Annotated in this window: 14 protein-coding genes; 13 read left to right on the top strand and 1 reads right to left on the bottom strand. The window is 71.9% G+C overall.

Annotated elements, in window-relative coordinates; genetic code table 11:
* From OFY01_RS06475 to OFY01_RS06495, 5 genes are all read left to right on the top strand, one after another.
* The coding region (locus tag OFY01_RS06475) for a glycine cleavage T C-terminal barrel domain-containing protein (RefSeq protein WP_323135483.1) at nt 1-1,496 on the top strand (1,496 nt) is incomplete at its 5' end.
* Nucleotides 1,486-2,112: a sarcosine oxidase subunit gamma gene (locus OFY01_RS06480; protein ID WP_266597191.1), complete on the top strand. Its 627-nt coding sequence runs from the start codon at nt 1,486-1,488 to the stop codon at nt 2,110-2,112. The genes OFY01_RS06475 and OFY01_RS06480, both read left to right, overlap by 11 nt.
* Nucleotides 2,112-3,527, top strand: a complete 1,416-nt coding sequence (locus OFY01_RS06485; RefSeq protein ID WP_266597193.1) for an L-serine ammonia-lyase — start codon at nt 2,112-2,114, stop codon at nt 3,525-3,527. The genes OFY01_RS06480 and OFY01_RS06485 overlap by 1 nt, the downstream gene beginning before the upstream one ends.
* A gap of 10 nt (nt 3,528-3,537) precedes the next feature.
* Nucleotides 3,538-4,389: a formyltetrahydrofolate deformylase gene (gene purU / locus OFY01_RS06490; RefSeq protein WP_266597195.1), complete on the top strand. Its 852-nt coding sequence runs from the start codon at nt 3,538-3,540 to the stop codon at nt 4,387-4,389.
* 15 nt (nt 4,390-4,404) lie between these two features.
* Nucleotides 4,405-5,271 (top strand): bifunctional methylenetetrahydrofolate dehydrogenase/methenyltetrahydrofolate cyclohydrolase, encoded by an 867-nt coding sequence (locus OFY01_RS06495; RefSeq protein ID WP_266597197.1) that lies wholly within the window; start codon nt 4,405-4,407, stop codon nt 5,269-5,271.
* A 64-nt stretch (nt 5,272-5,335) separates the two neighbouring features.
* Here OFY01_RS06495 and OFY01_RS06500 read toward each other — a convergent pair whose 3' ends face one another.
* Nucleotides 5,336-6,133 (bottom strand): IclR family transcriptional regulator, encoded by a 798-nt coding sequence (locus OFY01_RS06500; RefSeq protein WP_266597199.1) that lies wholly within the window; start codon nt 6,131-6,133, stop codon nt 5,336-5,338.
* Between the two features lie 220 nt (nt 6,134-6,353).
* Here OFY01_RS06500 and OFY01_RS06505 point away from each other — a divergent pair, with 220 nt between their 5' ends.
* From OFY01_RS06505 to OFY01_RS06540, 8 genes are all read left to right on the top strand, one after another.
* On the top strand, nt 6,354-8,816 hold the full coding sequence (locus OFY01_RS06505; protein ID WP_266597201.1) for a GcvT family protein: 2,463 nt from the start codon (nt 6,354-6,356) through the stop codon (nt 8,814-8,816).
* Between the two features lie 33 nt (nt 8,817-8,849).
* The gene (locus OFY01_RS06510) at nt 8,850-10,232 is read left to right on the top strand and encodes an MFS transporter (protein ID WP_266597203.1); all 1,383 of its coding nucleotides are present in this window, start codon (nt 8,850-8,852) and stop codon (nt 10,230-10,232) included.
* Between the two features lie 346 nt (nt 10,233-10,578).
* Nucleotides 10,579-11,664, top strand: a complete 1,086-nt coding sequence (locus OFY01_RS06515) for an S-(hydroxymethyl)mycothiol dehydrogenase (RefSeq protein ID WP_266597205.1) — start codon at nt 10,579-10,581, stop codon at nt 11,662-11,664.
* A complete protein-coding gene (locus OFY01_RS06520; protein WP_266597207.1) occupies nt 11,661-12,290 on the top strand; it encodes an MBL fold metallo-hydrolase in 630 nt (209 codons plus the stop codon). The genes OFY01_RS06515 and OFY01_RS06520 overlap by 4 nt, the downstream gene beginning before the upstream one ends.
* A gap of 93 nt (nt 12,291-12,383) precedes the next feature.
* Nucleotides 12,384-13,532, top strand: coding sequence for an N-methyl-L-tryptophan oxidase (solA, locus tag OFY01_RS06525; protein ID WP_266597209.1), 1,149 nt, complete (start codon nt 12,384-12,386; stop codon nt 13,530-13,532).
* Between the two features lie 19 nt (nt 13,533-13,551).
* Nucleotides 13,552-14,724 (top strand): aromatic ring-hydroxylating oxygenase subunit alpha, encoded by a 1,173-nt coding sequence (locus tag OFY01_RS06530; protein ID WP_266597211.1) that lies wholly within the window; start codon nt 13,552-13,554, stop codon nt 14,722-14,724.
* Between the two features lie 61 nt (nt 14,725-14,785).
* Entirely contained in the window at nt 14,786-15,106 is a 321-nt protein-coding gene (locus tag OFY01_RS06535) for a bifunctional 3-phenylpropionate/cinnamic acid dioxygenase ferredoxin subunit (protein WP_266597213.1), read from the top strand.
* Nucleotides 15,103-16,293: an NAD(P)/FAD-dependent oxidoreductase gene (locus OFY01_RS06540; protein ID WP_266597215.1), complete on the top strand. Its 1,191-nt coding sequence runs from the start codon at nt 15,103-15,105 to the stop codon at nt 16,291-16,293. Before OFY01_RS06535 ends, OFY01_RS06540 begins: the two co-directional genes overlap by 4 nt.
* Nucleotides 16,294-16,446 lie beyond the last annotated feature (153 nt).

Genomic DNA, 16,446 nt, shown 5'->3' on the forward strand with positions numbered 1-16,446 from the left:
TGCCCAGCCCGCAGGCGGCGGAAGGGACGGACGGCACCGTCCAGTTCGCCGACCTCCAGCGCGACGCGACCGTCGCCGACGTGCTGCGGGCCGCGGGCGCGGGCCTGCGCTCGGTCGAGCACGTCAAGCGGTACACCACCATCGGCACCGCCCACGACCAGGGCCGTACCTCCGGCGTGCTGACCTCCGGCATCGTCGCCGAGGCGCTCGGCACCTGCGTCGCCGACCTCGGCACGACGAGTTTTCGGCCCCCGGCCGTGCCCGTCGCGTTCGCCGCGTTCGCCGGACGGAGCCGCGGCGCCCTGTTCGACCCGGTCCGGGTAACCGCGCTGCACGACTGGCACCGGAGCCACGGCGCCCTGTTCGAGGACGTCGGCCAGTGGAAGCGCCCCTGGTACTACCCGCGGCCCGGCGAGACCATGGACGAGGCCGTGCAGCGCGAATGCCGGGCAGCCCGCACCGGCGTCGCCATGATGGACGGCTCGACGCTCGGCAAGATCAGCGTGCGGGGCCCGGACGCGGGAGAGTTCCTCGACCGGCTCTACACCAACATGATGAGCACGCTCAGGCCCGGCCGGATCCGCTACGGCGTCATGTGCGGCATCGACGGCATGGCCCTCGACGACGGCACCGTCATCAGGGTCGACGAGCACGAGTACCTCGTGACGACCACCACCGGCAACGCCGCCAAGATCCTCGAATGGATGGAGGAATGGCTTCAGACCGAGTGGCCCGGACTCCGCGTCCACCTCACCTCCGTCACCGAACACTGGGCGACGATCCCGCTCGTCGGCCCCCGCTCCCGCGAGGTCCTGGCGCGCGTCACCGACGGCGACGGCCTGGACGTCTCCAACGAGGCGTTCGAGTTCATGAGCTGGCGCGACACCACCATCGCCGGTGTCGCCGCCCGCGTCTGCCGCATCAGCTTCTCCGGCGAACTCGCCTATGAGGTCAACGTGCCGGCCTGGTACGCCACTTCGGTCTGGGAGGCGCTGTACGAGGCCGGAAAGCCGCTCGGTATCACCCCGTACGGCACCGAGACCATGCACGTGCTGCGCGCCGAGAAGGCGTACCCGATCATCGGGCAGGACACCGACGGCACGGTCACCCCGCAGGACCTCGGCATGAACTGGGTGATCTCCAAGAAGAAGCCGGACTTCGTCGGCAAGCGTTCCTTCGCCCGTGCCGAGAACCAGCGCCCCGACCGCAAGCAACTCGTCGCCCTGGTGCCCGCCGACGGACACACCCTGCTGCCCGAGGGCGCCCAGATCATCGCCACCGCCACCGTCCCCGAACCCCCGGTCCCGATGCTGGGCCACGTCACCTCCAGCTACCGCAGCGCCGCACTGCGCCGCACCTTCGCACTCGCCCTGCTGCGCTCGGGCCGCGACCGCGTCGGCGAGACCCTCTACGTCCCGCTCGACGGCCGCACCGTCCCCGTGACCGTCGCCGAACCCGTCCTCTACGACAAGGAGGGAGCCCGCCGTGACGGCTGACACCCCCGTACGCCCCGTACGCACCAGCCCCCTGCACACGTGGGGCGAGACCTTCGCAAGCCTGCCCGGCGGGCTCCGGGTGCGCGAACTCCCGTTCCTCACCCAGCTCACCTTGCGCGTCACTCCCGGCAGCCCGGCCGCCCGCGCCGTCGAGAAGCACCTGGGCCACGCCCTGCCCGGCGCCTGCCGCGCGCACCTGGACGCCGACGTCAAGGCGCTGTGGCTCGGCCCCGACGAGTGGCTGCTCGTCGCCCCCGCCGACCGCGCCGAAGAACTCACGGCAGGGCTGCGCGCCGCGATCGGCGACGAGTTCGCCACGGTCACCGACACCTCCGCGCAGCGCACCGTGCTCTCGCTCACCGGCGACCTGGTGCCGGACATCCTCGCGCACGGCTGCGCCCTCGACCTGGTGCCGCGCGGCGCCGGTGCGGGCGCCTGCCACACGACGCTGCTCGCGCAGGCCGGGGTGACGCTCGTGGTGCGCGAGGAGGGGCCGCACAGCGTCTGGCTCCTCGTGCGGTCGTCGTTCGCCGCATACCTCGCGGCGTGGCTCGTCGACGCCTGCGTCGAGTACGGCGACGGTACCGCGCACGGCGAGCACGGCGGAGGGACCTGATGAGCATCAGCGTCTTCGACCTGTTCAAGGTCGGCATCGGGCCGTCCAGTTCGCACACGGTCGGGCCGATGCGCGCCGCCTCGATGTTCGCGCACGCCCTGGAGAGCGACGGCGTCCTGGCCCGTACCCACCGGGTGCGCGCGGAACTGTTCGGCTCGCTCGGCGCCACCGGCCACGGCCACGGCAGCGTCAAGGCCGTCGTCCTCGGCCTGGCAGGACACGTGCCGGAGGAGGTGGACCCGGCGATCGCCGAGCCGACCGTCGCCCGCGTCGAGGAGACGGGCCTGCTGCGGCTTCTCGACAAGCAGCCGGTGTCCTTCGCACCGGGCACCGAAACCGGCGGCGCCGCCGACGGCGCCGACGCCCCCGACATCGTCCTGCACCGCGACAAGCGACTGGAGTTCCACTCCAACGCGATGGTCTTCGAGGCCCGCGACCGGGACGGGCGACTGCTGGCCTCCCGCACCTACTACTCGGTCGGCGGCGGCTTCGTCCTCGACGAGGACGCGGCGCACGGCCCCCGGATCGTGCAGGACCGCACCCCGGTCCGCTACCCGTTCACCACCGCCGAGGAACTGCTCGCCCACACCCGCGCCACGGGCCTGCCGATCAGCTCCGTCATGATGGCCAACGAGCTGTCCTGGCGCAGCGAGGAAGGCGTGCGCTCCGGTCTGCTGCACATCTGGTCCGTCATGCAGGAGTGCGTACGCGCCGGCTGCGCCGCCGAAGGCACCCTGCCCGGCGGCCTCAAGGTCCGGCGGCGCGCCGCCTCGCTCAAGGCCCGGCTCGACGCCGCCCAGGACAGCGCCGAGACGGACTCGCTGTACGCGATGGAGTGGGTGACGCTGTACGCGCTGGCGGTCAACGAGCAGAACGCGGCGGGCGGCCGGGTCGTCACGGCGCCGACCAACGGCGCCGCCGGGATCGTCCCCGCCGTCCTCCACTACTTCGCCCGGTTCGCGCGCGGCGCCGACGCGGACGGCATCGTACGGTTCCTGCTGACAGCGGCGGCCGTCGGCGTCCTGTTCAAGGAGAACGCGTCCATCTCCGGGGCCGAGGTCGGCTGCCAGGGGGAGGTCGGCTCCGCCTGCTCCATGGCCGCCGCGGGCCTCGCGGAGGTGCTCGGCGGGACGCCCGAACAGGTGGAGAACGCCGCCGAGATCGGGATCGAGCACAACCTGGGCCTCACCTGCGACCCGGTCGGCGGCCTCGTACAGATCCCGTGCATCGAACGCAACGCCGTCGCCGCGCTCAAGGCGATCACCGCCGCCCGGATGGCCGTCCACGGCGACGGCCTGCACCACGTCTCGCTCGACAAGGCCATCAAGGCGATGCGGGAGACCGGCGCCGACATGAAGGACAAGTACAAGGAGACCGCGCGCGGCGGTCTCGCCCTCAACGTCGTGGAATGCTGAGGAGTCAGCCGTGAGCAAGCAGTACATCCTGACCCTGAACTGCCCGGCCCGCCCCGGAATCGTCCACGCCGTCACGGCCTTCCTGGTCGGCCTGGGCTGCGACATCACCGAACACCAGCAGTTCGACGACACCGACAACGGCGTCGTCTTCCTGCGGACCAGCTTCACCGCACCCGGCTCGGCCGCGCTGGACAGGCTCCAGGAGGGCTTCTCGACGACGGCTGAGCGGTACGCCATGCAGTGGCGGATGCGGGACGCCGCCGTCAAGCCGCGTGTCCTCGTCATGGTCTCGCGGTTCGATCACTGCCTTGCCGACCTGCTCTACCGGTGGCGCAGCGGCACACTCGGCGGGGACATCGCGCTCGTCGTCTCCAACCATCCCGATCTGCGCGCCCAGGCCGAGCAGGCGGGCGTCGCGTTCCACCACGTTCCGGTCAGCCGTGACACCAAGCCTGAGGCGGAGGAACAACTGCTGCGGCTCGTCGACGAGCACGACATCGACCTGGTGGTCCTCGCCCGGTACATGCAGATCCTCTCCGACGACCTGTGCAAGAGCCTGGAGGGGCGGGCCATCAACATCCACCACTCGTTCCTGCCGAGCTTCGCCGGCGCCAAGCCCTACCACCAGGCGCACCAGCGCGGCGTGAAGCTCGTCGGGGCCACCGCCCACTACGTCACCGCCGACCTCGACGAGGGGCCGATCATCGAACAGGAGGTGATCCGCGTCGACCATCGGCAGAGCGCGGACGAACTGGTCCTGGTCGGCCGCGACGCCGAACGGCTCGCCCTGGCGCGAGCGGTCAACTGGCACTGCCAGAGCCGCGTCCTGCTGCACGGCAACCGCACGGTCATCTTCAACTGAGCCGGGGAGAGGACCATGACCACATCCGTCATGCTCGACGGCAACGCCGTCGCGGCCGACATCAAGGCCGAACTCGCCGACCGCGTCGCCGAGCTGAGGTCCCGCGGCATCACGCCGGGCCTCGGCACGGTCCTGGTCGGCGACCATCCGGGCAGCCGTGTCTACGTCGCGGGCAAGCACCGGGACTGCGCCGAGGTGGGCATCGCGTCGCTGCGAGTCGAACTGCCCGCCGACGCCACGCAGGCGGACGTCGAGGCGGCCGTGCTGGCGCTCGACGCCGACCCGGCCTGCACCGGATTCATCGTGCAGCTTCCCCTTCCGCCGCACCTGGACACCCACGCCGTCCTGGAACTCATCGATCCGGCCAAGGACGCGGACGGGCTGCACCCCGCCAACCTGGGGCGGCTCGTCCTCGGCATGCCGGGGCCGCTGCCCTGCACGCCGCGCGGCATCATCGAGCTGCTGCGGCGCCACGACGTGCCGATCACCGGCGCCACGTTCTGCGTGATCGGCTGCGGGATCACGGTGGGGCGTCCGCTGGGCCTGATGCTCACGCGCAGCAGCGAGCACGCGACCGTGACCATGTGCCACGAGCGGACCGAGGACATCGCGGCGCACGCCCGCGCCGCGGATGTCGTGGTCGCGGCGGCCGGGGCGGCGCACCTGGTCAGGCCCGACTGGGTCAGACCCGGGGCGACCGTGCTGTCCGTGGGGATCACCCGCACGATCGAGGGCGTCCTCGGCGACGTCCACCCGGGCGTCGGCGAGGTGGCGGGACGGCTCGCTCCCACCGTCGGAGGCGTGGGTCCGATGACCCGGGCGATGCTCCTGACGAACGTCGTGGAGGCGGCGGAGAGGGGCGGCCCGCGGGAGGGCGGCTGAGGGGGTCGCCGGCGGGACGTCGGCTGAGGGGGCGGCGGAGGGCGGCGGCGTCGAGCCGGCCGCTTCAGCTCAGGTAGCCCATCCTCCGGCTGATCTCCTCGGCGCCGTCCACCAGGATCGGCGCGCACTCGTGGATGCGCTCCTCGGTGAAGCGGTAGGCGGGGCCCGATGCGCTGAGCGCGGCGATGACTTCGCCGTCGCGGGACCGGATCGGTGCCGCCACGGCGTGCAGCCCGATCTCGAACTCCTCCAGCGTCACCGCGTACCCGCGCTCACGCGCCGTGGCCAGATCCTTCTCCAGCTTGCTCTTGGCGGTCAGGGTGCGGGGTGTCAGCTTCTCCTGACCCGAGGCCGACAGCAGATCGGAGAGGGCCCGCGAGGGGAGGTGGGCGAGCAGCATCTTGCCGCTCGACGTGGCGTGCGGGGGAGTCAGCTGGCCCACCCAGTTGTGCGCGCCGACCGCGCCGGGGCCGCGCACCTGGTAGAGGTTGACGGCGTAGTGCTCCTGGAGAACGGCCATGTTGACGGTCTCGCCGATCTCCTCGGCGAGCCGCTCGCACACCGAGCGGCCCTGCTGGGTCACGTCGAGGCGCCCGGTGACGGCACCCGCCAGCATCACGATGCCGAACCCGAGCCGGTACTTGCCGCGCTCCGCCGCCTGCTCGACCAGATTGCGCGCTTCCAGCGCCCCGAGCAGGCGGAACGCCGTCGACTTGTGCACGTCGAGCTCGGCGGCGACCTCGCTCACGCCGGCCTCGCCGCGGTGCGCGAGGATCTCGAGCACGCTGACCGCGCGGTCCACGGACTGCACGCCCCCCGACGCGGGGCTCGACGTACCGGTCTCTCCAGCATGGTTGCTCATGGCGCAACTATACGCACGAGTAGCCAAGACTCCAGCCCCGGTGAGTGAACCTTTGGCCTCCGGTTTTGCCTGCCCATGCCCGGTGGCGAACGGCCGGTTCCGCGGTGCCGTGATCCCCAAATCCCCTGCCGCATCCGCCCCTTGACAAGCCGTCGGCGCGCCCGGCACTGTGCGTTGCGTCATATGAAGTCCGTTGCGATACAAGCAACAGGAGGTTGAGATGACGGAACCACGAGTGGTCATCATCGGGGCGGGTGTCGTGGGGGCCGCGCTGGCCGACGAACTCTCCCGGCGGGGCCGGACCGATGTGACGGTCGTCGACCAGGGGCCGCTACCCGCGACCGGCGGATCCAGCTCGCACGCGCCCGGCCTCGTCTTCCAGACGAACCCGTCCAAGGCGATGACGGAGATGGCCCGCTACACCGTCGAGAAGTTCAGCGCGCTCGACGTCGACGGGCAGCCCTGCTTCCTGCAGGTCGGCGGCCTGGAGGTCGCCACCACCCCGGAACGCCTCGCCGAGCTGCACCGCAGGCGCGGCTGGCTCGCCTCCTGGGGCGTCGAGGCGCGCGTGGTCGACGCCGACGAGTGCGTACGGCTACACCCGCTCGTCGCCCGCGAACGGGTCCTGGGCGGACTGCACATCCCCACCGACGGCCTGGCCAAGGCGGTCCTCGCCGTCGAGGCCCAGCTGCGCGCGGCCCGCGAGCGCGGCGTCCGCACCCTCGGCGGCCACGAGGTGCTCGACATTCGCTCCAGGACCGACGCGGACACCGGCGAGCAACACGTCACCTCCGTCGTCACCGACCACGGCGAGATACCCGCCGACATCGTCGTGTGCTGCGCCGGCATCTGGGGCCCCAAGGTGGCCCGCATGGTCGGTATGGAACTGCCCCTGACCCCGCTCGGCCACCAGCTCGCCTGGACCGGCGAGGTGCCCGCGCTCGCCGGCCAGGCCGAGGAGGCGGTCCGGCCGATCCTGCGCCACCAGGACGCCGACCTCTACTACCGCGACCACTACGGCCGGCTCGGCATCGGCTCGTACGGCCACCGTCCCATGCCCGTCTCGGCCGACGACATCCTGCCGATGAAGGAGGCCGAGGAGATGCCCTCCGTCCTGCGCTTCACCGAGGACGACTTCGCCGAGGCATGGACGGAGACGCAGTCGCTGCTGCCCGCCACGAAGGAGGCCGGGATCGCCGAGGGGATCAACGGCCTGTTCTCCTTCACCACCGACGGCATGCCGCTGCTCGGCGAGTCCGCGCGGACCAAGGGGTTCTGGGTGGCCGAGGCGGTCTGGGTCACCCACTCCGCGGGCGTGGGCCGCGCCATGGCCGAATGGCTCGTCGACGGCTACAGCTCGACCTTCGACCTGCACGAATGCGACGTGAACCGCTTCGAGGAGCACCAGCTCGCCCCCGAGTACGTCCTCGCCCGCGACTGCCGCAACTTCGTCGAGGTCTACGACATCATCCACCCCCACCAGCCCACCGCCGAGCCCCGCCCCCTGCGCACCAGTCCCTTCTACGAGCGTCAGCGCGAACTCGGCGCCGTGTTCCTGGAGGCGAACGGCTGGGAGCGGCCCCAGTGGTACACCGCCAACGAGAACCTGCCGTACGTTCCCGAGGTCCCGGTCCCCGGCGACTGGGCGGCGCGCCACTGGTCACCGGTGGTCGGCGCCGAGGCCCGCGCCACCCGCGAGGGCGTCGCCCTGTACGACATGACGGCCCTCAAGCGCCTGGAGGTGACCGGACGCGGCGCCGCGGCCTTCCTCCAGCGGATGACCACGAGCAACGTCGACAAGTCGGTCGGCTCCGTCACCTACACCCTGATGCTCGACCACGGCGGCACCGTCCGCAGCGACATCACCGTGGCCCGCCTCGCCCGCGACCGCTACCAGATCGGCGCCAACGGCAGCGTCGACCTCGACTGGCTCACCCGCCACCTGCCCGCCGACGGCACCGTCCAGGTCCGTGACATCACCGCGGGCACCTGCTGCATCGGCCTGTGGGGCCCCAAGGCGCCCGACGTCCTCCAGCCGCTCGCCGACCGGGACTTCTCCAACGCGAGCCTGAAGTACTTCCGTGCGCAGCGCGCCCACATCGGCGCCGTCCCCGTCACCGCGATGCGCCTGAGCTACGTCGGCGAGCGCGGCTGGGAGCTCTACACCGGCGCCGACCTGGGTCTCAAGCTCTGGGACACCCTCTGGGAGGCAGGCCGCCGAGCCGGGATCATCGCCGCCGGACGCGGCGCCTTCAACAGCCTCCGCCTGGAGAAGGGCTACCGCGCCTTCGGCACCGACATGACCTACGAGCACGACCCCTACGAGGCGGGCGTCGGCTTCGCTGTCCGGATGGACAAGGGCGACTTCGTCGGCAGGGCGGCGCTCCAGCGGCGCGTCGAGGCGGGCGAGCCGCGCCGCCGCCTCGCCTGCCTGACCGCCGACGACCCGGCCGGTGTCGTCATGGGCAAGGAACCCGTCTACGCCGGCGACACCCCGGTCGGCTACGTCACCAGTGCCTCCTTCGGTCACACCATCGGCAAGGCCATCGCCTACGCGTGGCTGCCCGCCGAACTCGCCGTCCCCGGCCGGGCCGTCGACATCGGCTACTTCGACCGGCGGGTGCGGGCCACCGTCACCGCCGAGCCGCTGTTCGACCCCGAGATGAAGCGCCTGCGCGGCTGACGCGGCCCACCGTCCTCAACCCCGGGAGACCAGATGTCCATCCGTGCCATCGACGAAATGCCCCTGACCGGATTCCATCGAAAACTCACCTGGGCCTGCGCGGGGGGCCCGTTCCTCGACGGCTATCTGCTGAGCATCGTCGGCGTCGCGCTGGTCGGCATGAGCGGCGACCTGGCCCTGACCACCGCGGAGCAGAGCATGATCGGCGCCTCCGCGCTGGTCGGAATCTTCTTCGGCGGCCTGTGCATGGGCCCTCTGACCGACCGGATCGGACGCGAGGCGATGTACACCGCCGACCTGGCGGTCCTGGTCGTCGGCTCCGTCGTGTCCGTCTTCGCGGACGCGGCCTGGCAGATCATCCTGCTCCGCTTCGTCCTGGGCGTGGCCATCGGCGCCGACTACCCGATCGCGACGTCGCTGCTCGCCGAATGGGCACCGACCCGCCACCGGGGCAGGCTGCTCGGCTATCTCATCCTCGCCTGGTACGTCGGCGCGGCCGCGGCCTACGTGATCGGGTACGCCATCGCCGAGAGCGTCGGCTCCGGCGCCTGGCGCTGGATGGTGGCCTCCGGGGCCGTACTGAGCGCTCTCGTGCTGCTGATCCGCGTCGGCACGCCCGAGTCGCCGCTCTGGCTGGTCAACAAGGGGCGTACGGCGCAGGCACAGAAGGCGATAGAACAAGCCATCGGGCGGACCGTGCCGGTGCCCGAGCTGCTGGCCGCGGCGGCGGTCGAGCAGTCCGCGTCCACGTACCGCCTGCGCGACCTCTTCAAGGGCGTGTATCTGCGCCGCACCTTGTTCTGCGGGCTCTTCTACACCTGCCAGATCACGCCGATGTTCGCCCTCTACACCTTCGGCCCCGCCATCCTGGTCTCCTTCGGGCTGCACGACGGCAACACGGGAAATCTCGGCTCCGCCCTGATCAGCCTGGTCTTCGCGCTGGGCTGTCTGCCCGCCCTGCGGATGGTGGACCGGATCGGCCGACGGCCCGTCATCATCTGGTCGTTCGCCCTGATGGCCGTGCCGCTGGTCGTCCTCGGCGGCGGCGCCGCGCTGCCGCTCGGCGTGGTCATCGCCTGCTTCTGCGCCTATGCGCTCTTCTCGGGCGGACCCACCGTCCTGGAGTGGTCGTATCCCAACGAGCTGTTCCCCACCAGCATCCGCGCCACGGCCGGCGGTGTGGCCACCTCGCTCAGCCGCGTCGGCGCCGCCGTCGGCACGTTCCTGCTGCCGATCTCCCTGACCGGTCTGGGGGTCGGCACCACGATGCTGATCGGCGCCGGGATCACCCTCGTCGGCTGGGTCGTGAGCGTGGCGTGGGCGGAGGAGACCAAGGGGCGCACCCTCGCCGAGAGCAGCGGCCTGCCCGGCGACGCGCACAGCGCACCCGCCGACAGTCGTGCGGTACCACGCTGACCTGCGCCGACACCGCGCCGAAACACACCTGACCGAGCGGCCCCGAACAGCCGCCGCGTCGCCCCGCGGGCACCCGCCTGCGGGCTGACGCGGCGGCTGTTCTCGCGTCCGGATTCCGTACGAACAAGTAGCTTTCCAAAGCCACTTGACACCAGTGGCCCACGGGCGAGACTGTTGCTCATAACGAAGCAACTCGCGCTATACGCAACAACAGCTCGATAGTCGCCCGGTCCCGTGTCCCCGTCCGGCACCTCGCGAACAGCGGAGTTCGCCGCCATTTCGCCCCGCGCCACCGTGTCGCTCCGCAGGAGCGACGGGACACCCCTTCCTTGTCGAGGAGAACCAAGTGACACATGAGGTACGTGCGGTCGTCGCCCGCACCAAGGGCGCCCCGGTCTCCCTGGAGACCGTGATCGTGCCGGACCCCGGCCCGGGCGAGGCGCTGGTCGGCGTCCAGGCATGCGGCGTCTGCCACACCGACCTGCACTACCGGGAGGGCGGCATCGGTGACGCGTTCCCGTACCTGCTCGGCCACGAGGCGGCCGGAGTCGTCGAGTCCGTCGGCGACGGCGTCACCGACGTCGCTCCCGGCGACTTCGTGATCCTCAACTGGCGTGCCGTGTGCGGTCGTTGCCGCGCCTGCCGCAAGGGTCGGCCCCAGTACTGTTTCGACACCCACAACGCCGCGCAGCCGATGACGCTCGCCGACGGCACCCCGCTGAGCCCCGCCCTCGGCATCGGCGCCTTCGCGGAGAAGACCCTCGTCGCCGCCGGCCAGTGCACCAAGGTCGACGAGCGGGCCTCCGCCGCCGCGGCCGGACTGCTCGGCTGCGGCGTGATGGCGGGCTTCGGGGCCGCCGTCAACACCGGCGGCGTCGGCCGCGGCGACTCCATCGCCGTGATCGGCTGCGGCGGCGTGGGCATGGCCGCCGTCGCGGGCGCCAAGGTGGCCGGGGCGAGCCGCATCATCGCCGTCGACGTCGACGAGCGGAAACTGAAGTGGGCCGAGGAGTTCGGCGCGACCGACACGGTCCACTCCTCCGGCACCGACCCCGTCGAGGCGATCCGTGCCCTCACCGGCGGCTTCGGCGCCGACGTCGTCGTGGACGCGGTCGGCCGCCCCGAGACCTACCGGCAGGCCCTCGACGCACGGGACCTGGCCGGCACGGCGGTCCTGGTGGGCGTGCCGTCGCCGCAGGCGACCGTCGAACTGCCGCTGCTCGACGTCTTCGGCCGCGGCGGCGCACTGAAGTCCTCCTGGTACGGGGACTGTCTGCCCTCCCGGGACTTCCCCGCGCTCGTCGACCTCCACCTCCAGGGCCGCTTCGACCTCGACCGCTTCGTCAGCGAGCGGATCGCCCTCGACGAAGTCGAGGAGTCCTTCGACCGGATGCGCCGCGGTGACGTGCTCCGCTCGGTGGTGGTCCTGTGACCGCCCGCGTCGAGCACCTGGTCACCTCCGGCACCTTCGAACTCGACGGCGGCAGCTGGGACGTGGACAACAACGTCTGGCTGATCGGCGACGACCGCGAGGTCCTGGTCGTCGACGCCGCGCACGACGCCACCGCGATCGCCGAGGCGGTCGACGGCCGCCACGTCGTCGCCGTCGTCTGCACCCACGCCCACAACGACCACGTCGACGCCGCACCGGAACTCGCCGCCACGACCGGCGCCCCGGTCCTGCTGCACCCGGCCGACGACGTGCTGTGGAAGGCCGTCCACCCGGACCGCGCACCCGACGGTGACCTGGCCGACGGCGACGTACTGACGGTCGCGGGCACCGCACTGCACGTCCTGCACACACCGGGGCACGCGCCCGGAGCCGTCTGCCTGTACGCGCCCGAGCTGGGCGCCCTGTTCTCCGGCGACACCCTCTTCCGGGGCGGGCCGGGCGCCACCGGGCGGTCCCACTCCGACTTCGGCACCATCATCGCCTCCCTGCAGACCAGGCTTCTCGGCCTCCCGGCCGACACCGCCGTCCACACGGGCCACGGCCCAGGCACGTCGATCGGGGCCGAGGCGCCTCACCTCGACGAGTGGCTGGCCCGCGGCTATTGACGTCCCGTCAGGCAGCGGACCCGACCGAGCACGGATCCCCGTCCGAAGCCGGGGCCGGGCCGCGCCCGACCTCAGAACCCGAGAGATGGACACATGCCTCCTACGTACGACGTGATCGTCGTCGGCCTGGGCGGGATGGGCAGCTCCGCCGCCTACCACCTCGCCGCCCGAGGCCGACGCGTGCTCGGCCTCGAACGCTTCGGCCCCGCCCACAACCTCGGTTCCAGCCACGGCGGTTCGCGCATCTACCGGCAGGCCCACGGCGAGAACGACGCCTACGTCCCGCTGCTCCTGCGCGCCCGTGAGCTGTGGGGGAAGCTGGCCGCGGACTCCGGCCGCGACGTGTTCACCGAGACGGGCGGCCTGGTCGTCGGCCGGGAGGGCAGCCGCGTCCTGACCAGCGCCCTGCGCGGTGCCCGCCGCTGGGGCCTCGACCACGAGGAACTGGACGCGGGGCAGATCCGGCGCCGCTTCCCGACGCTGGCCGCGGCCGACGAGGACCTGGGCTGCTACGAGCCGCGCGCCGGGGTGGCCCGCCCGGAGGCCACCGTCACCGCCCACCTCGAACTGGCCCGCGCCCACGGCGCCGAACTCCACTTCGCCGAGAGGGTCCTGGGCTGGCAGGCCGAGGGTCCGGGCGGCGCGGCCCGAGTGGTGACCGGCCGGGCCACGTACACCGCCGACCGACTCGTCCTCGCCCCAGGCGCCTGGTCACCCGACCTGCTGCCCGACCTCGGCGTACGCGTCGAGGTACGGCGCCAGGGCATGTACTGGTTCCAGCCGGCCGGCGGCACCGCCCCGTTCGCACCCGGCCGCCACCCCGTCTACGTGTGGGAGGACCCGGACGGCACCCGGCTCTACGGCTTCCCGTCCCTGGACGGCCCCGACGGCGGAGCCATGGTGTCCCTGCTGCGCGACGGCGCGCCCAGCGTCCCCGACGCGCTCGACCGTACGGTCCGCCCGGACGAGATCGCGGCGGTCGCCGCGCATCTGCGCCCTCGCGTACCGGCGCTGCCCGGCTCGTTCCTCAAGGCCGCGGCCTGCATGACCAGCACGACCCCGGACGGTCAATTCGTGCTCTCCCAGCACCCCGAACACCCCGACGTGACGGTGGCCTGCGGGTTCTCCGACCACGGCTTCAAGTTCGTCCCCGTGATCGGCGAGATCGTCGCCGACCTCGCCACCGACGGCACCACCGAGCACCCCATCGCCCTCTTCGACGCCCGCCGCGTGCGCGTCTGACACCACCGAGGTGACCTAGATGACCACCTTCGCCAGCGAGTCCCCGAACACCGGCGAGGCCGCGAACGCCGACGAGCCCTCCAGCCTCATCTCCACGCTGCCGGGTGACTACTACACCGATCCCGCGATCTTCGCCCTCGAACAGGAGCGCGTCTTCGAGACCATGTGGTTCTGCGCCGTGCGCGCCGCGGACCTCACCAAGCCGGGCAGCTTCCGCACCGTGCAGGTCGGCCGGGAGAGCGTGATCGTCAGCCGCGCCCGGGACGACTCCGTCAAGGCGTTCTTGAACGTGTGCCGGCACCGCGGCGCCAGGCTCTGCACGGACGAGTCCGGTGAGGTCAAGCGCGCCTTCCAGTGCCCCTACCACGCCTGGACGTACGGTCTGGACGGCAGGCTGATCGCCGCACCGAACCTGACCTCCATGCCCGACATCGACCGCACCGAGTACGGCCTGTCCCGCGTCCATGTGCGCGAATGGCTCGGCTACGTATGGGTCTGCCTCGCCGACACGCCCCCGTCCTTCGAGGAGCAGGTCATGGGCGACGTGATCGACCGGCTCGGCGACATCGAGTCGATCGACAACTACGCCGTCGCGGACCTGGGGCTCGGCCGCCGCATCACGTACGACGTGAAGGCCAACTGGAAGCTCATCATCGAGAACTTCATGGAGTGCTACCACTGCGCGACCATCCACCCCGAACTCACCGAGGTGCTGCCCGAGTTCGCGGACGGATACGCCGCCCAGTACTACGTCGGACACGGCGCCGTCTTCGGCGAGCAGGCCAAGGGCTTCACCGTCGACGGCTCCGAGGGCTTCGACCGTATCCCCTCCGTCAGCGCCGAGCAGGACCGTCGCTACTACGCGATCACGGTGCGGCCGCAGGTGTTCGTCAACCTCGTCCCCGACCACGTGATCCTCCACCGGATGTTCCCGCTGGCGCACGACCGGACCGTCGTCGAGTGCGACTGGCTCTACCTCCCGCACGTCGTCGGCAGCGGCATGGACGTCGACCGCTCCGTCGAACTGTTCCACCGCGTCAACCAGCAGGACTTCGACGCCTGCGAGCGCACCCAGCCGGGGATGAGCTCGCGGGTCTACCGCAAGGGCGGTGTCCTCGTCCCCAGCGAGCACCACATCGGCGCGTTCCACGCCTGGCTGCGGGAGCGCATCGGCCGACTGCCCGTCGGATGAGCACCGTCCCTGAACAACTCCCTTCCCGCTCCGTCCCGTTCCACCGCCCCGGAGGATCCCCATGATCACGGTGTGCCGCATCGAAGAGCTGCCCCCCGGCGAGTCGCTCCGCATCACCGACGGCGTTCCCGCACCGATCGCCGTGTTCAACGCCGACGGCACCATCTACGCCGTCGACGACACCTGCACCCACCAGGACGCCTCGCTCGCCGACGGCTGGCTGGAGGGATGCTTCGTCGAATGCCCCCTGCACACGGCACTGTTCGACCTGCGCACCGGCATGCCGACCTGCGCGCCCGCCAAGACGCCGGTCCGCACCCACCAGGTCTCGGTGGAGAACGGCCACATCCTGCTGCACATCAGCGTCGGGGAGCCCGCATGAAGCACATCACCGTCGTCGGCGCCTCGCTCGCCGGTCTGAGCACGGTCCGGTCGCTGCGCGCCGAGGGGTACGACGGGGCGGTCACCGTGGTCGGCGAGGAGCGGCACGCACCCTACGACCGGCCGCCGTTGTCCAAGGAGTTCCTGCTCGGCGACGTCGACGCCGCCGCCCTCGCGCTCGGGGACGCCGACGAGGACGAGGCGCTGGCCGCCGACTGGGTGCTCGGCGAGCGCGCGGTCGGGCTCGACACGGCCGACCGGTCCCTCACCCTGGCGAGCGGCCGCCGACTGCGCACCGACGGCGTCGTCATCGCCACCGGAGCGAGCCCGAGGGCCCTGCCCGGCGCGGAGCACCTGACCGGCATCCACACCCTGCGCACGCTGGACGACGCCCAAGCGCTGCGCGACGCCCTCCGGGGCGGCTTCGCCCCGCGTGTCGTCGTCATCGGCGCGGGATTCATCGGCGCCGAGGTGGCCTCCACCGCCCGCCGCCTCGGGGCCGACGTCACCGTCGTGGAGGCCGCCGAGACCCCGCTGGAGCGCCAACTCGGCCGGGAAATGGCCGAGATCGTCGCCTCGCTCCACGCGGACAACGGCGTCCGTCTGCTGCGCGGAACCGGCGTCGCGGGCTTCACCGGCGACAGCGCCGTCACGGGCGTCCGTCTGGCCGACGGGCGGTTGCTGCCCGCCGACGTCGTGGTCGTGGGCGTGGGGGTCAGGCCCACGACCGACTGGCTCGCGGGCACCGGCGTCCGGGTGGACGACGGCGTCGTCTGCGACGCGGGCTGCGCCACGGACGTGCCGGGCGTCGTCGCCGTGGGGGACGTCGCCCGCTGCCCCCACCCGTTCACCGGTCGCCACGCCCGTATCGAACACTGGAGCAACGCCACCGACCAGGCGAGGACCGCGGCCCGCACCCTGCTGACCGGCGCCCCCGCCGTCCCCCCGGCCACCGCCCCGTACTTCTGGTCCGACCAGTACGGGGTGCGCATCCAGATGGCCGGGCACGTACCGGCCGGGGCGGTGCCCGAGATCGTGGAGGGCGACGTCGAGGAGCGGTCGTTCGTCGCGGTCTACCGGTACGGGGAGGCGGCGTCCCCGGTGGCTGCCCTCGCCCTGAACCGGGCCAAGCTCTTCAACCGCCTGCGCCGCACCTTGGCCCCCGCCACCACGACCGCCGTCGCCTGACGACGAACAGACGAACGAAGGGAGTCGGGCTGTGTCTCTTCTCGATCAGCCCCTGCACGTGCTGGATCCCGAGGTGGCGGCGGCGGTCGACGCGGAGCTGGGGCGTCAGCAGTCGACGCTGGAGATGATCGCGTCGGAGAACTTCGCCCCGGT

This window comes from Streptomyces beihaiensis (assembly GCF_026274175.1).
Lineage (GTDB): Bacteria > Actinomycetota > Actinomycetes > Streptomycetales > Streptomycetaceae > Streptomyces > Streptomyces beihaiensis.

Bases quoted from the DNA above. Each gene is read 5' to 3' on its own strand.
- OFY01_RS06535 (WP_266597213.1), top strand. From the start codon at position 14,786: ATGATCACGGTGTGCCGCATCGAAGAGCTGCCCCCCGGCGAGTCGCTC.
- OFY01_RS06505 (WP_266597201.1), top strand. From the start codon at position 6,354: ATGACGGAACCACGAGTGGTCATCATCGGGGCGGGTGTCGTGGGGGCC.
- OFY01_RS06510 (WP_266597203.1), top strand. From the start codon at position 8,850: ATGTCCATCCGTGCCATCGACGAAATGCCCCTGACCGGATTCCATCGA.
- OFY01_RS06530 (WP_266597211.1), top strand. From the start codon at position 13,552: ATGACCACCTTCGCCAGCGAGTCCCCGAACACCGGCGAGGCCGCGAAC.
- OFY01_RS06485 (WP_266597193.1), top strand. From the start codon at position 2,112: ATGAGCATCAGCGTCTTCGACCTGTTCAAGGTCGGCATCGGGCCGTCC.
- OFY01_RS06540 (WP_266597215.1), top strand. From the start codon at position 15,103: ATGAAGCACATCACCGTCGTCGGCGCCTCGCTCGCCGGTCTGAGCACG.
- OFY01_RS06495 (WP_266597197.1), top strand. From the start codon at position 4,405: ATGACCACATCCGTCATGCTCGACGGCAACGCCGTCGCGGCCGACATC.
- solA (WP_266597209.1), top strand. From the start codon at position 12,384: ATGCCTCCTACGTACGACGTGATCGTCGTCGGCCTGGGCGGGATGGGC.
- OFY01_RS06500 (WP_266597199.1), bottom strand. From the start codon at position 6,133: ATGAGCAACCATGCTGGAGAGACCGGTACGTCGAGCCCCGCGTCGGGG.